The sequence below is a fragment of the Streptomyces sp. NPDC048584 genome, from assembly GCF_043199595.1.
GTDB classification, from domain to species: domain Bacteria; phylum Actinomycetota; class Actinomycetes; order Streptomycetales; family Streptomycetaceae; genus Streptomyces; species Streptomyces edwardsiae.
Map to the genome: position 1 here is coordinate 14,725 of NZ_JBICWF010000024.1, position 14,854 is coordinate 29,578.

General features: G+C 73.5%; 8 protein-coding genes. 5 read left to right on the top strand and 3 right to left on the bottom strand.

Annotated features, from left to right (window positions below; genetic code table 11):
- Window positions 1–13: 13 nt before the first annotated feature.
- The 3 genes from prfB to ACGFR9_RS34420 form a co-directional block, all read right to left on the bottom strand.
- A complete protein-coding gene (gene prfB, locus ACGFR9_RS34410) occupies window positions 14–1,120 on the bottom strand; it encodes a peptide chain release factor 2 (protein ID WP_311645516.1) in 1,107 nt (368 codons plus the stop codon).
- A 196-nt stretch (window positions 1,121–1,316) separates the two neighbouring features.
- Window positions 1,317–2,561, bottom strand: coding sequence for a serine/threonine-protein kinase (locus ACGFR9_RS34415; RefSeq protein ID WP_393216709.1), 1,245 nt, complete (start codon window positions 2,559–2,561; stop codon window positions 1,317–1,319).
- Window positions 2,562–2,670: 109 nt separating this feature from the next.
- Entirely contained in the window at window positions 2,671–4,323 is a 1,653-nt protein-coding gene (locus ACGFR9_RS34420) for a serine/threonine-protein kinase (RefSeq protein ID WP_393216711.1), read from the bottom strand.
- A 460-nt stretch (window positions 4,324–4,783) separates the two neighbouring features.
- Between ACGFR9_RS34420 and ACGFR9_RS34425 the strand changes: the two genes are divergently transcribed.
- The 5 genes from ACGFR9_RS34425 to ACGFR9_RS34445 all read left to right on the top strand — a co-directional run bounded on the left by ACGFR9_RS34425 (window position 4,784) and on the right by ACGFR9_RS34445 (window position 14,774).
- On the top strand, window positions 4,784–8,359 hold the full coding sequence (locus ACGFR9_RS34425; protein WP_393216713.1) for an FHA domain-containing protein: 3,576 nt from the start codon (window positions 4,784–4,786) through the stop codon (window positions 8,357–8,359).
- 393 nt (window positions 8,360–8,752) lie between these two features.
- On the top strand, window positions 8,753–10,114 hold the full coding sequence (locus ACGFR9_RS34430) for an ABC transporter substrate-binding protein (RefSeq protein WP_393216715.1): 1,362 nt from the start codon (window positions 8,753–8,755) through the stop codon (window positions 10,112–10,114).
- 7 nt (window positions 10,115–10,121) lie between these two features.
- Window positions 10,122–11,471, top strand: coding sequence for a carbohydrate ABC transporter permease (locus tag ACGFR9_RS34435; RefSeq protein ID WP_393216717.1), 1,350 nt, complete (start codon window positions 10,122–10,124; stop codon window positions 11,469–11,471).
- Complete coding sequence (locus tag ACGFR9_RS34440) at window positions 11,468–12,358, top strand: carbohydrate ABC transporter permease (protein ID WP_393216719.1); 891 nt, start codon at window positions 11,468–11,470, stop codon at window positions 12,356–12,358. The genes ACGFR9_RS34435 and ACGFR9_RS34440 overlap by 4 nt, the downstream gene beginning before the upstream one ends.
- A 148-nt stretch (window positions 12,359–12,506) precedes the next feature.
- The gene (locus ACGFR9_RS34445) at window positions 12,507–14,774 is read left to right on the top strand and encodes a CDP-glycerol glycerophosphotransferase family protein (protein WP_393216721.1); all 2,268 of its coding nucleotides are present in this window, start codon (window positions 12,507–12,509) and stop codon (window positions 14,772–14,774) included.
- Window positions 14,775–14,854 lie beyond the last annotated feature (80 nt).

Here is a 14,854-nt window from a genome sequence, read left to right on the forward strand (position 1 = left end):
CTCGCGCGAAAAGTTACTTCTCCTGCTGCTTGCGCCAGCGAATTCCGGCCTCCAGGAAGCCGTCGATCTCGCCGTTGAACACGGACTCGGGGTTGCCGACCTCGAACTCGGTGCGCAGGTCCTTGACCATCTGGTACGGGTGCAGCACGTACGAACGCATCTGGTTGCCCCAGGAGTTGCCGCCGTCGCCCTTGAGGGCGTCCATCTTGGCCTGCTCCTCCTGCCGGCGCCGCTCGAGGAGCTTGGCCTGGAGGACGTTCATCGCGGTGGCCTTGTTCTGGATCTGCGACCGCTCGTTCTGGCAGGAGACCACGATGCCGGTGGGCAGGTGGGTGAGCCGCACCGCGGAGTCGGTGGTGTTCACGCCCTGGCCGCCGGGCCCGGACGACCGGTACACGTCCACCCGCAGCTCGGACTCGTCGATCTCGATGTGGTCGGTCTGCTCGACCACGGGGAGGATCTCGACACCGGCGAAGGAGGTCTGGCGGCGGCCCTGGTTGTCGAAGGGGGAGATGCGCACCAGACGGTGGGTGCCCTGCTCGACGGAGAGGGTGCCGTAGGCGTAGGGAACCTGGACGGAGAAGGTGGTCGACTTGATGCCGGCCTCTTCGGCGTACGACGTCTCGATCAGCTCGGTCTTGTAGCCGTGCTGCTCGGCCCAGCGCAGGTACATGCGCTGCAGCTTCTCGGCGAAGTCCGCGGCGTCGACGCCGCCCGCCTCCGCGCGGATGTTGACGAGCGCCTCGCGGGAGTCGTACTCGCCGCTGAGCAGCGTACGGACCTCCATCTCGTCCAGGGCCTTCTTCACCTGGGCGAGCTCGGACTCGGCCTCCGCGCGGGTGTCCGGGTCGTCCTCCTCCTCGGCCATCTCGAAGAGGACCGCGAGGTCGTCGATACGGCCCCGCAGTGCCTCGGCCTTCCGTACCTCGGCCTGGAGGTGGGAGAGCTTGCTGGTGATCTTCTGCGCCTCGTCCGGGTTGTCCCAGAGGGACGGCGCGGCCGCCTGCTCCTCGAGCACGGCGATGTCTGCCCTCAGCTTGTCGAGGTCCAGAACGGCCTCGATCGACTCCATGGTGGAGGAGAGGGATTTGAGCTCTTCGGATACGTCGACGACTGCCACGTTGTCCAGCGTAACGGTTCCGGGGGGCGGGTAGGCAGGGTGGTTTGGCGGGGAGGCCGGGGTGGGGTTGTTCGTTTCGCCCCCGCCGCCCCTTCCCTTCCCGTCCCTGGGGGCTGCGCTCCCAGACCCCTTCGCGCCCACGCGGCGCCGCATGCCGACACGGCCCCGCGCCCCTGGGGAACTCGGTCCCAGGGAGCTAGGGAGTGCCCGGGGCCGAGTTCTGGGTGTCCTGGGGTGGGGTCGGGGCGTCCTCCGTCGTGGCCAGCCAGGTGCCCACTCCCGCCGCCGCCAGGATCGCCACCGCCACCGCCACCGTGAGGCGGCGGCGGCGGGTGATCGTGCGGTTGCGGGCCGAGCCCGGGCGGCGGGCGCCCGCCGCGCGAGGGGCGCGGGCTGTGCCGCGGGCGCCGCCGGCCAGTTCGTCGGGGGCCGGGACCCTCATCGACGTATGCGTGTCGCGGTTGGAGTCGGCCGGTCTGGCGCCCGGCACCAGGGGGACCGCGCCCCGGCGGCGTACCGGCTCGCCGGCGGCCGGGGCGGTGCCGGAGGGCTGGAGGTCCTCGTCCGTGTCCTCCGCGGACTCGGTGTCCGGCTCGTCCACGTCCAGCGGGGGCATCCCCGCCAGCAGCGGCAGCAGCTCCCGCAGCCGGGCGCCCAGCTCGGAGGCGCGCAGCCGGGACGCAGGGGCCTTCGCCAGGCACTGCACCAGCAGCTGCCACAGCTCGTCCGGGATGCCCGGGAGGGGGACGACCGTCTCCGTGACGTGGCGGCGCAGTACCGCGCCCGGGTGGCCGCCGCCGAACGGGGTGAAGCCTGCGAGCAGCTCGTAGAGGACCGTGGCCAGCGCGTAGATGTCGACCGACGCGCGCGGGGGCAGGCCCTCGACGATCTCCGGGGCGAGATAGTCCGGCGTGCCGATGATCTTCGTGGCGCGGGTGCGGCGCGGGGTGTCGATGAGTTTCGCCACACCGAAGTCGGTGAGGAGGGCGCGGTGCGAGCCGCCGGGGCCGAGCGGGCCCTGCATGTCCAGCAGCACGTTCTCCGGCTTGACGTCCCGGTGCACGACCCCGGCCGCGTGCGCCGCCGCCAGACCGTCGGCGATGTCGGCGACGATCGCCACGGCTGCCTCGGGGGCCAGCCTGCGCTCGCGGTCGAGGCGGGTGCGCAGGTCCGTGCCGCGGACGAGGTCCATGACCAGCGCGAGGTCGTTGCCGTCGACCACCAGGTCGCGTACGGAGACGACGTGCGGATGCTCCAGGCCGAGCAGTGCCGTCCGCTCCTGCACGAAGCGGCCGACGAGTTCCTGGTCCGAGGAGAGATCCTCACGCAGCAGCTTGACGGCGACGGGCCCCTCGGGGCCCTCGCCCAGCCACACCGTCCCGGCGCTGCCCCGCCCGAGGATCTGATGGGCGGTGTACCGGCTGCCGATTCTCCGTGCCAAGACTGCTCCTACCGACGCGTGTTGTCGCCAAAGCTACGCGTCCGGTGCGGCGACCTTCACCGGGGATACGGAAATTGCTCCCCGGATGTCGACAAATCAGCAAACAAGCTCAGTTCGTCCCGGAAGGCACCGAGGGCTCGTCGGAGCCGCCCAGGTCCTCGATCCAGCCGCCCACCTTGCCGAACCAGTCGCCGATCTGGTCCCAGTAGCCCTGGCCGGTGCCGATCCAGTCCTGGAGCGGGGTCAGCTCCCAGATCAGCCAGCTCGCGACGAACAGGATGAGGAGCGTGAACAGGCAGCCCTTCAGACAGCCCAGACCGGGGATGCGCATCGGGTTGGCGCCGCGCTGCCGGGGCTGCCGGGGCTCGGGGGCCGGACGCTGACGCTCCGGGGGCTGCGGTGCGTACCGCTGCGGCGGGGGCTGCTGCGGCCGCTGGTGCTGCTGCGGCGGCGGGGCGTACTGCTGCTGGGGCTGGGGCTGATAGCCGTACCCCGGCTGCTGACGCTGCGGCTGCTGCGGCTGCTGCGGCTGCTGCGGGGGGCGTGACACCTGCCGCTGGGGGCGGCGGCGCAGCGGGTCCTGGTGGGGGTCGAGGTACTGGACCTGGGTCTGCTCGTTACGGTCACGGGCCGCGCGGAGCTGGTTCTGCCAGGGGTGCGGGTCCTCCGGACCGCCGCCGGGCCCGCCCGGCGGTACGGGCGGCATCACGGCCGTGGGGTCGGCGGCGCCGGCCGGGCCGCCGGTCTGCGGCAGGACGCTGGTGGCGCCGTTCGGGTCGTAGGCGCCCGCGCCGTGCGGCAGCACCTGGGTGGGGTCGGCGTCGCCCGGCGCGCCGGGTACGGCCGTGGGCGCCGGGTCGGGTGCGAGGAGCACGCCGACGTTCTCGGCGGCGCCGATCTGCGCGGAACTCGCGTGCACGCCGATGCCGTCGGCGACGACACGCAGACCGCGTGCGAGGTTCCCGGCGCTGGGCCGCTGGTCGGGGTTCTTGCGCAGACAGCGCTCGATGACCGTCCACAGCGGGTCGGGGACCGTGGAGGGGCGGCGCGGTTCGGCGTTCAGGTGCTGGTGCAGCACCTCCAGGGCGGAGCCGCCGGAGAACGGCGGGCGGCCGGTGACCAGCTCGTAGAGGAGGATGCCGGCGCCGTAGATGTCGACGGCCGAGGTCTGCGGTCGGCCCTCGGCGGACTCGGGCGCGATGTACGCGGGCGTGCCGACGAACTCATGGGTGCGGGTGAGGCCCGGGGAGTCGGCGAGGCGGGCGATGCCGAAGTCGGTCAGCATCGGGTGCAGCTCGCCGCCCTGCTGCTTGAGCAGCACGTTGGCGGGCTTCAGGTCGCGGTGGACCACGCCGTCGGCATGGCTGGCGCCGAGCGCGTCGGCGATCTGCGCGGTCAGCAGGGCGGCGGCGACCGGGGTGAACGGCCCGTTCTCGCGCAACTGACGGTGCAGGTCGGGGCCCTCGACGAGGTCCATGACCAGTGCCAGCAGATCGCCCTCGACGACCAGGTCGCGGACCCGGACGATATTGGGGTGGGTGAGCCGGAGCAGGACGGACCGCTCGCGCAGGAAGCGCATCACGACGTCGGCGTCGTTCGCGAGTTCCTCCTTGAGGACCTTGATCGCGACGGTCTCGCCGGGCTGTCCGGCCACGGCCGCCTCGGCGCCCGCGGTCTCCCGCTGGCGGGCTCGCCAGACGGTGCCCGTGGCGCCGCGTCCGAGCGGCTCCTCGAGCAGGTACTTGCTGCCGACTGGCCGCACGTCACGCACTCCCTGCTGCTTGCTTGGCGTACACCCTGGTCCACGGTGCTACGGAACGTTCCGACCCACTGTAGTGCCGCCGCCCGGGATACCGGCCGGTCGTCCTCGACGTGATCTCCCCGTGGTCCTTACGTACCGGTTCCCGTCCGTGTTCGGAGGTTGGCGGGAAAGACGCCCGACCCGGTCCGTTGGTTGCCGTATGCCGAACGTGACCGATCTCAAGTGACGCCGGAACGATCATTCACTCCTCACCTGTCAGGCACTTTTGCGGGCAGAGCCGACCAATCAAGATCATTTGATGGTGGAAGGCGGGCGCGTTGTCGGTGGCAGGTGCGAGGATGCGTGCAGTACTGGCCGTACGTGCGCGTGTGGCGGTGGGGGAAGTCCACGGTGGGGGACCGCGGGCCGGCCGAGTCCCCCCGCGTCGCGGGCGCCCTCGCAGAAGGGACCGCTGACGGCGATGCAGATCCGGCTGACCGTCGTAGACCCGCTGGGCTCCTCCTCCCCCGCGCGGGAGCGGGCGGCGAGCTGCGATGTGCTGGTCACGGCACCCGCGGGCACGGCCCTGGCCGCGGTCGCCTCCGCGCTGGCCTCGGCGGTCTCCGGTGCGGACGGCTCGTCGGGCACCCCGGTGCTGTACGCCGGTGACCTGCGGCTCGACGCCCAGCGCTGCACGCTGGGAGAGCCGCCGCTGATCGACGGCGCGGTGCTGGCCGTGGGCGCCCCCGGTGAACCCGAGCCGCATCCCGAGCTGGACGGGACCCCCACGCGGCTGCATGTCGTCGCCGGTCCCGATGCGGGCGGGGTGCATCTGCTGCACGGCGGGGAGATCCGCATAGGCCGTTCCGCCGACGCCGACGTGCCGCTGGACGACCCGGACGTCTCCCGGCTGCACTGCGCGGTGACGGTCGCCCCGGACGGCGGTGTCTCGGTCGCCGACCTCCACTCCACCAACGGCACGACCCTGGACGGCCGGCGCGTCGGCCCCCGCCCGATCCGGCTCACCCCGGGCGCGCTGCTGCGCATCGGCGAGTCGGCCCTGCGGCTGACCCCGGCGGCGGGACCCCGCGCGCGTGCGGCGACGACACCGGACGGCGAGGGGCACGTACGGGTACCGGGGGCGCGGGCGGGCGAGGACACCGGCGCGTCCGCACGCGTGCGGACGGAACCGGGTGCCGGCCCTCGCGCGGGGACGCATCATGCGTACGGCTCCCTGGAGTGGGCCGCGTCCGCTGGCGCCGCTGAGGAGCACGCGTCCGGTGCGGCCGACCCGCGCGCGGGGCGTACGCCGGGGGTGCCGGGACAGGGCGGTGCGCCGGACACCGAGGGGGCGGACGGCACCACCGGCCGGCGGCCGGTACGGGTCGTGACCCGGGGGGACGACGTTCCGCGTATGCCCAAGGGGCGGCGGGTGTCCCGGCCCCGGCCCGCCGGTGACGAGACGCACGCGGGGAGCGGTCCCCTCGATCCCGGGTTCGGTCACGGCACCGTCGCTCCGGGTCGACGCGGCCCCGACGCCGCGCACGGCGACTCCCGGGACGAGTCACCCGCCGCGGCGCGGCACGGCGGGGCGCCGGGACAGGGCTCCGTCCGCGGGGACGACGGCACACGTGGCGGGGAGTACGGCCGGTACGCCGACGACGGTCCCGGCACCGGACCGCACGCCGAGCGGCCCGCCCGCTCGGACGAGCCCGAGCGGCCCGCCCGCTCGGACGAGCCCGAGCGGGGCGGACAGCACGGCCGGTACGACGGCCTCCGCGGCGGTGTCGACGGCACACCCGCCGCCCCCCGCGAAGGCACCCCTCCGCGCGCCACCGGCCTCCCCCGGCCGCCCGCCGCCCGCAGGCGCGGCGGGATCGGCGCCTGGGCCCGGCGGCTGGCCGGGGGACGGCAGGAGCGGGAGGACACCTCCGCGCGGGACGCGTACGGGGACGAGCCGGCCGGGTTCGCCGCCGAACCGGTGCACGTCGCCCCCGTACTGCCCGAGACCTGGCCGGACCCCGCCACGCTGCTGCTGACCGCGCTGGGCCCCGGCCCCCGGCTGTGGGAGCGCGGGCCGGACGACCCCGAGGCGCTCGCGGTGCGGCTCGGTACGGCCGACCGGCCGGCGCCGGACGGTTCCGGACTGCTGCCCGCCGTACCGGTGACGTCGGGCCTGCGCGAGGCCGGCGCGCTGGGACTGGCCGGCCCGCGTGAGCGGCTCGCCGGGCTGGCCCGCGCGGTGGTCGCACAGCTCGCCGCGCTGCACTCCCCCGACTCGCTGGAACTCGTCCTGATCGCCGCCGACCACTCCCGCCCGCTGGCGCAGCGCACCGCCGAGTGGTCCTGGGCGGGCTGGCTGCCGCATGTACGCCCGGCACACGGGCAGGACTGCCGGCTGCTGCTCGCGCACGACCGGGATCAGGCGGCGGCCCGCGCGGAGGAGCTGCTGCGCCGGCTGGAGGACCACGACCACACGGCGCCCCGCATATCCGACGGCTGTCGAGGGCCGTACACCGTCGTCGTCGTGGACGGCGACCCGGGCGGTGCGGAGGTGCGCGAGGCCATGGCCCGGCTGGCCCTGGAGGGGCCGCGGGCCGGTATCCACGTGGTGTGTCTCGCCGAGACGGCCGCCGCCTCCCCGTCGTCCCCGGTGACGGAGACGTACGAGGCGGCCTGCGCGGTGGCGCCGACGTTCCGGCAGTGCGGGGCCGTCGCCCTGCTCAGCGGGGACGTGGCGACCACCCTGCGGCTGCTGCGGATCGGCGGGACCGGCCCCGTCGGCCACGGCACCCTCGCGACGGTCGACGCGGTCTCCCCCGCCTGGGCGGAACGCTTCGCGCGGGCGCTGGCACCCCTGCGCACCGACGGCACCGGCGGGGAGCGGCACGCGCGCGTGTCGGCGCCGCTGCCCCGGTCGGCGCGCCTGCTGGACGAGCTGGGCCTGGCCCGCGCCACCCCGGCCTCGCTGATGGCCCGCTGGGCGGACGCGGCCGACGACACCCAGGCGCTCGGCGGACGCGTCACCGCCATACTCGGCGCCGGCCCGCGCGGGCCCGTCACCGCCGACCTCGCCGCCGACGGACCGCACCTCCTGGTCGAGGGGCCGTCCGGCAGCGGCCGTACGGAACTGCTGCGGGCGGTCGTGGCCTCGCTCGCCGCCGCCGAGCGTCCCGACCGGCTGGCCGTCGTGCTGGTCGACGGCCGGGGCGTCCCCTCGCCGGACGCCACGCCCGGCGAGGGACTGGGGGTGTGTACGGACGTACCGCATGTCACCACGCATCTGTCCGCCCACGACCCGGTGCGGATGCGGGAGTTCGCGCAGTCCCTGAGCGCCGAGCTGAAGCGGCGCGCGGAGCTGCTGGGCCGGTCGGACTTCGCGGAGTGGCACACCGGGCGGGAGTTGTCGGACCGGATGGTCGCCCAGCGCACGGCGGCCGCGTCCCGCGAGGACCGGAACGGGGACCTGGACAGTCCGCCCAGTTCGACGCTGCGGCTGCGGCCGGGCGGGGACCGGCGCAGGGCGGAGCCGGCGCCGCCGCTGCCCCGGCTGGTGGTGGTCGTGGACGACCTGGACGCGCTGGTGTCCCCGGCGCTCGGCTCGCCGGGGCGGCCCGCCGCCGGATCGGTGATGCGGGCGCTGGAGGCGGTGGCGCGGGACGGGGAGCGGCTGGGGGTGCATCTGGTCGCGGCCACCGGGCCGTGTGCGCGTACGGCGCAGACGGAGCCGGTGCGGCGGGCGTCGCTGCGGGTGGTGCTCGATGCGGTGGTGCCGGGGGGTGGTCCTGACGAACCGGCGCCGGGGCGGGGGCGGTTGGCCCGTGCGGACGGGTGGGAGACGGTGTTCCAGGGCGGGCGGGTGACCGGGCGTATCCCTCGGACGGCGACGCTGCGGCCGACGGTGGTGCCGCTGGAGTGGCATCGGATGGGGGATCCGCCGGCTCGGCGGCAGGTTCGCGAGCTGGGGAACGGGCCTACCGATCTGGCGTTGCTCGCCAGTGCGTTGGAGCGGGCGGCGCGGCAGGTTTCGGCGGCGGAGGTTCCGTCGCTGCTCTGAGCTGGTTGCGGGTGCGGCGCGTGGGGGTGGGCCGGGGGGTGGGTCGCGCGGCCCGGCGCCAACGGGGTGCCGTCGCGCCCACCCGTGCCGCCCTGCGGCACGACTGCCCGCGGAGTGCGGGGGTGGGGTCGCCGCCCCAGCGGTGCGGGTGTCCGCGGACTGCGGGGTCGGATCGCCGACCCAGCCGTTCGGATCGCCCCGCCCCAGCCGTGGGGGTGCACGTGGGGGGTACGCGGCCCGGGTGTGTGGGATGTGGTGACGTGGGGTCACGGCGTGGTTACGATCGTGAGGTTGACGTGGGGTGCGGTCTTGCCACCCCCATCCCCCGGGCGTAGACCAGTGCGCACGGGAACAGTGCTCGGCGTTCGACGGCGTACGAAGAACGGGGCAGTGATGCGCAGGACGAGCAGGATCATCCGGATACGTGGTGCCGCCGCGCTCGCCGCGGGGGTGCTCGCGGTCTCGCTGACCGCGTGCGGCGGTGGCGACGACGACAGTGGCGGCGGCGACGAGGACAAGGGCACCGGCGACACCGGAACCACCGTCACCCTGCCGAAGTTGGACGGCGAGAGCCTCGAGGTCGCCGCCGTGTGGACCGGCGCCGAGCAGGCCAACTTCAAGAAGGTCCTCGCCGAGTTCGAGAAGCGCACCGGCGCCAAGGTGACCTTCGTCCCCGCCCAGGACCCGATCATCAACTTCCTCGGCTCGAAGGTCGCGGGCGGCGCCCCGCCGGACGTGGCGATGCTGCCGCAGCCGGGCGCCATCAAGCAGGCCGTCGACAAGGGCTGGGCCAAACCGCTCGGCGCCGACGCGGTCAAGGAGCTCGGCGAGAACTACTCGCAGGGCTGGCAGGACATCGGCACGATCGACGGCAAAGTGTACGGCGTCTACTACAAGGCCGCCAACAAGTCGCTGATCTGGTACAACGCCCAGGTCTTCGAGAACGCCGGCGCCGCCGAGCCCAAGACGTGGGACGAACTCCTCACCGCCGCGCAGACGGTGTACGACTCCGGTGTCACGCCCTTCTCGGTCGGCGGGGCGGACGGCTGGACGCTGACCGACTGGTTCGAGAACGTCTATCTCTCGCAGGCCGGCCCGGAGAAGTACGACCAGCTCGCCCGGCACGAGATCAAGTGGACGGACCCGTCCGTCAAGGAGGCCCTCACCACGCTCGCCGGGATCTGGGGGAAGAAGGACTACGTCGCGACCGGCGCCCTCGGCACCGACTTCCCGACCTCCGTGACCCAGACCTTCACCGGCGGCGACCAGCCCAAGGCCGGCATGGTCTACGAGGGCGACTTCGCGCAGGTCAACATCGGTGAGACCAAGGCGAAGGTGGGCACGGACGCCAAGGTGTTCCCGTTCCCGGCCGTCGGCGACACCGCGCCGGTGGTCTCCGGCGGCGACGCGGCCGTGATCCTGGAGGAATCGAAGGCGGCGCAGGCGCTGGCCACCTTCCTGGCCTCGCCGGACGCGGCGCAGATCCACGCGAAGCTGGGCGGCTTCCTCTCGCCGAACAAGAACGTCGACCCGTCGGCGTATCCGAACGAGGTGCAGAGGAAGATCGCCGAGGCGCTGGTCGCGTCCGGTGACGACTTCCGCTTCGACATGTCCGACCAGGCCCCGCAGGCCTTCGGCGGCACACCCGGCAAGGGCGAGTGGAAGGCGCTGCAGGACTTCCTGAAGAACCCGGGGGACATCGCCGGCACACAGGCGAAGCTGGAGGCCGACGCGGCCGCGGCGTACGGGAACTGATCCGGCGATGACGTCGGACACGGCGGCAGGGGCACCGAGGACAGCCCCCTCCGCTCCCAAGTCGCGCAGGAGCGTCACCGGGACCCGCAGGACCGTCGCGGCGCTGTTCCTGCTGCCCGCGCTGGTGCTGCTCGGCGCGCTCGTGGTCTACCCGATCGGGTACTCCGTCGTCCGCAGCCTCTACGACCAGTCCGGCGACGGCTTCGCCGGATTCGACAACTACGAGGCCCTGTTCACCGACGACGGCATCCGCACCGCCCTGCGGAACAACGTCCTCTGGGTGGTGTTCGCGCCGACGGTCGCGACCGCGCTCGGTCTGGTCTTCGCGGTGCTGACCGAACGGGTGCGCTGGGGCACGGCGTTCAAGCTGGTCGTCTTCATGCCGATGGCGATCTCGATGCTGGCGGCCGGCATCATCTTCCGTCTGGTGTACGACCAGGACCCGGACAAGGGCGTGGCGAACGCGGTGTGGGTGGGGGTGCACGACACCTTCGCCCAGTCGTCGGCGTTCCCGAAGGCGCACCCGGGCCGTGAGTCGCCGCTTGAGCCGGCCGGCGGGGGCGCGTTCATCACCACGTCGGCGGTGAGCGCCGGTGACACGGTGACGCTGCCGCTCGTCGGTGTCGCCCCGGATCTGATGCCGAAGGAGGCGCGGCGGGCGGCATCCCCGAAGCCGGAGGACGACCGGATCACCGGCACCACCTGGCAGGACTTCACCCGCGGCAAGGGTGTCGGCACGCTGAACGGTGTCGACGCGACCGAGCTCGGCTATCCGGGGATGAGGATCGAGGCCGTGAAGGACGGCGAGGTGGTGGAGACGGCCACGGCGGGCGACGACGGCACGTTCTCCTTCTCGTCGAAGGCCGACGGGGCCCTGCTGCGGCTGCCGGCGGACAACTTCGCGCAGCCGTACAACGGCCTCGACTGGCTGGGCCCGTCCCTGGTCACGCCTGCGATCATCGGCTCGTACATCTGGATGTGGGCGGGCTTCGCGATGGTGCTGATCGCGGCCGGGCTCGCGGGGATGCCCCGGGAGCTGCTGGAGGCGGCGCGGGTGGACGGCGCGAACGAGTGGCAGGTGTTCAGACGTGTCACGGTGCCGCTGCTGGCGCCGGTCCTGGCGGTCGTCACGGTCACCTTGATGATCAATGTGCTGAAGGTGTTCGACCTGGTCTTCATCATCGCGCCGGGCTCGTCCCAGGACGACGCGAACGTGCTCGCGCTGGAGCTGTACCGCAAGGGCTTCGCGTCGGACCAGCCGGGCATCGCCAGCGCGATCGCGGTGTTCCTGCTGCTGCTCGTCATCCCGGTGATGTGGTTCAACGTAAGGCGGCTGCGGCGGGAGGTGCGGCGATGAGCGGCGTCGTCAAGGCGGCTCCGGTCGCCAGGGTCGATGAGCCGCTCGGCTCCTGGCTCAGCCGGTGGGTCGGCGGCGGTCTGGTGCGCGTGTTCCTGATCGTGGTGGGGCTGTTCTGGCTGGTCCCCACGGTCGGGCTGCTGCTGGCCAGTCTGCGGACGCCGGAGGACATGGCCGCCGACGGCTGGTGGAACGTGTTCACCGAGCCGTCGCAGCTCACCTTCGGCGCCTACGAGACCCTGCTGAAGAACGACGACATCACCGGTTCGCTGCTGAACACGGCGTACATCACCGTCCCGGCGACCGTGCTGGTGGTGGTGATCGGCTCCCTGGCCGGATACGCGTTCGCATGGATGGAGTTCCCGGGCCGCGACTGGTGGTTCCTCGCGGTGGTGGGGCTGCTGGTGGTGCCGGTACAGGTGGCGCTGATCCCGATCGCCGAACTCTTCGGCACCATCGGCATCTTCGGCTCACTGACCGGGGTGATCCTCTTCCACGTCGGTTTCGGTCTGCCGTTCGCGGTGTTCCTGCTGCGGAACTTCTTCGCGGAGATCCCGCGCGAACTGCTGGAGGCGGCCCGGCTGGACGGCGCGGGCGAACTGCGGCTGTTCGTCAGGGTCGTGATGCCGCTGGCCGGTCCCGCGATCGCCGCGCTCGGTATCTTCCAGTTCCTGTGGGTGTGGAACGACATGCTGGTCGCGCTGATCTTCACCGACTCGGGAAGCCAGCCGATCACGGTCGCCCTGCAGACGCAGGTACGGCAGTTCGGCAACAACATCGACGTCCTGGCACCCGGCGCGTTCATCTCGATGGTGGTCCCGCTGGTCGTGTTCTTCGCGTTCCAGCGGCAGTTCGTCTCCGGTGTCATGGCGGGCGCGGTGAAGTAGCCGAACGCAATGCCGGGTTGAGGGGGCGCGTCCGTCCGGGGCCGCCCCTTCGTGTGACGGTTGTCCCCCGGATGCCGCAGGGCGCGTAACCAAGTCGGGCGGGCGGCCGTTGCCGGGCAGAGCACCCGCACCGACCGTTGGACGCCCCTTGCCCAGGTTCAGTGTCATTGTCCCCGCGTACCAGGTCCAGGCGTATCTGCACGAGTGCCTGGACTCGGTGCTGTCCCAGTCGTATCCCGATCTCGAACTGATCGCCGTCGACGACTGCTCGCCGGACGCCTGCGGTGCGGTGATCGACGAGTTCGCGGCCCGCGACCCGCGCGTACGGGCCGTGCACCTGCCGGAGAACGGCGGCCTCGGGCCCGCCCGCAACGCGGGCATGGAGCGGGCGACCGGCGACTACCTGGTGTTCCTGGACGGCGACGACACCCTGACCCCCGACGCGCTGCTCGCCCTCGCCGACCGGCTGAAGGAGACCGGCGAGCCGGACGTCCTGGTCTACGACTACGCCCGCACCTACTGGTCGGGCGAGACCGTCCGCAACCGGGCCGCCGCCGAACTCGGCGAGGCCGGGCCCGCGCCGTTCCGGCTCGCGGACCGGCCGGGGCTGCTGAACCTGCTGATGGTGGCCTGGAACAAGACGTACCGGCGGAAGTTCGTCGAGCGGGCGGGCCTCGCCTTCCCGCCCGGCTACTACGAGGACACCCCGTGGACGTACCCGGTCCTGATGACGGCGGGTTCCATCGCCACCCTGGACCGGGTGTGCGTGCACTACCGGCAGCGGCGGACCGGCGGCATCCTGCGCACCACCAGCGAGCGGCACTTCGACGTCTTCGACCAGTACGACCGGGTTTTCGCGTTCCTCGACGAGCGGCCGGAACTCCGGCGCTGGCGGCCGGTGCTGTTCCGCCGCATGGTCGACCATCTGGTGACCGTGTACGCCCGCCGGGACAGGCTGCCGCACGGTTCGCGCACCGCCTTCCTGCGCCGGGCCCGTACCCACTACCGGCGTTACCGGACGCCCGGCGCGCCCGTGTCCACGCGCGCCCGCGCGCACCACGCGATGGTCCGGTTCGGACTGCACCGCACCTACCGGTCGCTGCGGCTGGCGGCCGCCCTGCGCCGCAGGTGGACCCGGATCGCGGGGCGACTGCCGCGCGCCCTGGGGCGGGCCGCCCTGCGCCTGCACTACCGCGTCCAGCGCCTGCTGCCGCTGCGCGCCGACCGGGCCGTGTTCACCGTGCACGGCGGCCGCGGTCACGGCGGTGACCCGGGCGCGCTGGAGTCCGCGCTGCGCGATCTCGTGCCGCACATCCGCACGGCGTGGGTGGCCCGTCCCGAGTACCACCACACCGTTCCGCCGGCCACCGCCCGGCTGGTGCCGGGGACGGCCGCGCACTGGAGCGCGCTCGCCCGGTCGGCGTATCTGGTGACGGACGCCGACGTGGTGCCGGGGCTGGTCAAGCGCAAGGGGCAGGTCGTGGTGCAGACGCGGCGCGGCACCCCCCTCGGGCATGCGGGCCTGGATCTCCTCGAACGTCCGGCGGCGGCCCGGGGCACCGACTTCGCACGGCTGCTGCGGGGCGTCGACCAGTGGGACTACGTGATCTCCGCCGACCGCCACTCCACCCTGACCTGGGAGCGGGTGTGCCCCGGCCGCTACACCACCCTGGAGTACGGCCGTCCGCGCACCGACCGCTTCCACACCGCGACCGCGGCGGACGTGGCCCGGCTGCGGAAGTCGCTGGGCGTACCGGAGGGCTCGGTGGCGATCCTGTACGCGCCGGCCCACCGCGACTACCGGCGCACCCAGCCCCAGCTCCTCGACCTGGAGCGCCTGGTGCGCCGCCTCGGCCCCCGCTTCGTGGTTCTGTCCCGCGCCCACCACCCGCACCGCGGGCCGCGGGAGGCCGCCTCCGACCGGGTCCTGGACGTCACCGGCCACCCGGACCTCACCGCGCTCTGCCTGGCCTCGGACGTCCTCGTCACGGACTACTCCCCCGTGATGTTCGACTACGCGGGGCTGGACCGGCCCGTGGTGCTGTACATCGAGGACTGGGAGGCGTACGAGGCCGCCCGCGGCGCCTACTTCGACCCGCGGACGTTCCCGCCGGGCGCGGTCGCGGGCAGCGCGGACGAACTGATCGACATCTTCGCCACCGGGCACTGGTGCGGCGCCCGCTCCGCCCGGCTGCGGGCGGACTTCCGCGCGCGCTTCTGCGCGTACGACGACGGCCGCGCCGCCGAGCGGGTGGTGCGGCGGGTCTGGCTCGGCGAGGCCGGGCCGGCGTGGGTGGTCCCGCCCGGGGAGCGCCGGCCGGTGCCGTCCGCCGCCGACATGACCGGTCCCGCGTCGCTCACCACGGTGCCGCCGCAGCAGCCCGCCGGCCTGCGGACCGTCACCGACCACGGCTGACCGCCGTTTTCCCCCACGTACAGGGAGTACCCATGCCCTCCGGCTCGTCGCGGCCCACCCCGACCCGGCCGTCCACCTGG

What these genes read in the sequence shown, in the direction of transcription:
- ACGFR9_RS34425 (WP_393216713.1), top strand. Translation starts at nt 4,784, where the DNA reads ATGCAGATCCGGCTGACCGTCGTAGACCCGCTGGGCTCCTCCTCCCCC.
- ACGFR9_RS34430 (WP_393216715.1), top strand. Translation starts at nt 8,753, where the DNA reads ATGCGCAGGACGAGCAGGATCATCCGGATACGTGGTGCCGCCGCGCTC.
- ACGFR9_RS34435 (WP_393216717.1), top strand. Translation starts at nt 10,122, where the DNA reads ATGACGTCGGACACGGCGGCAGGGGCACCGAGGACAGCCCCCTCCGCT.
- ACGFR9_RS34440 (WP_393216719.1), top strand. Translation starts at nt 11,468, where the DNA reads ATGAGCGGCGTCGTCAAGGCGGCTCCGGTCGCCAGGGTCGATGAGCCG.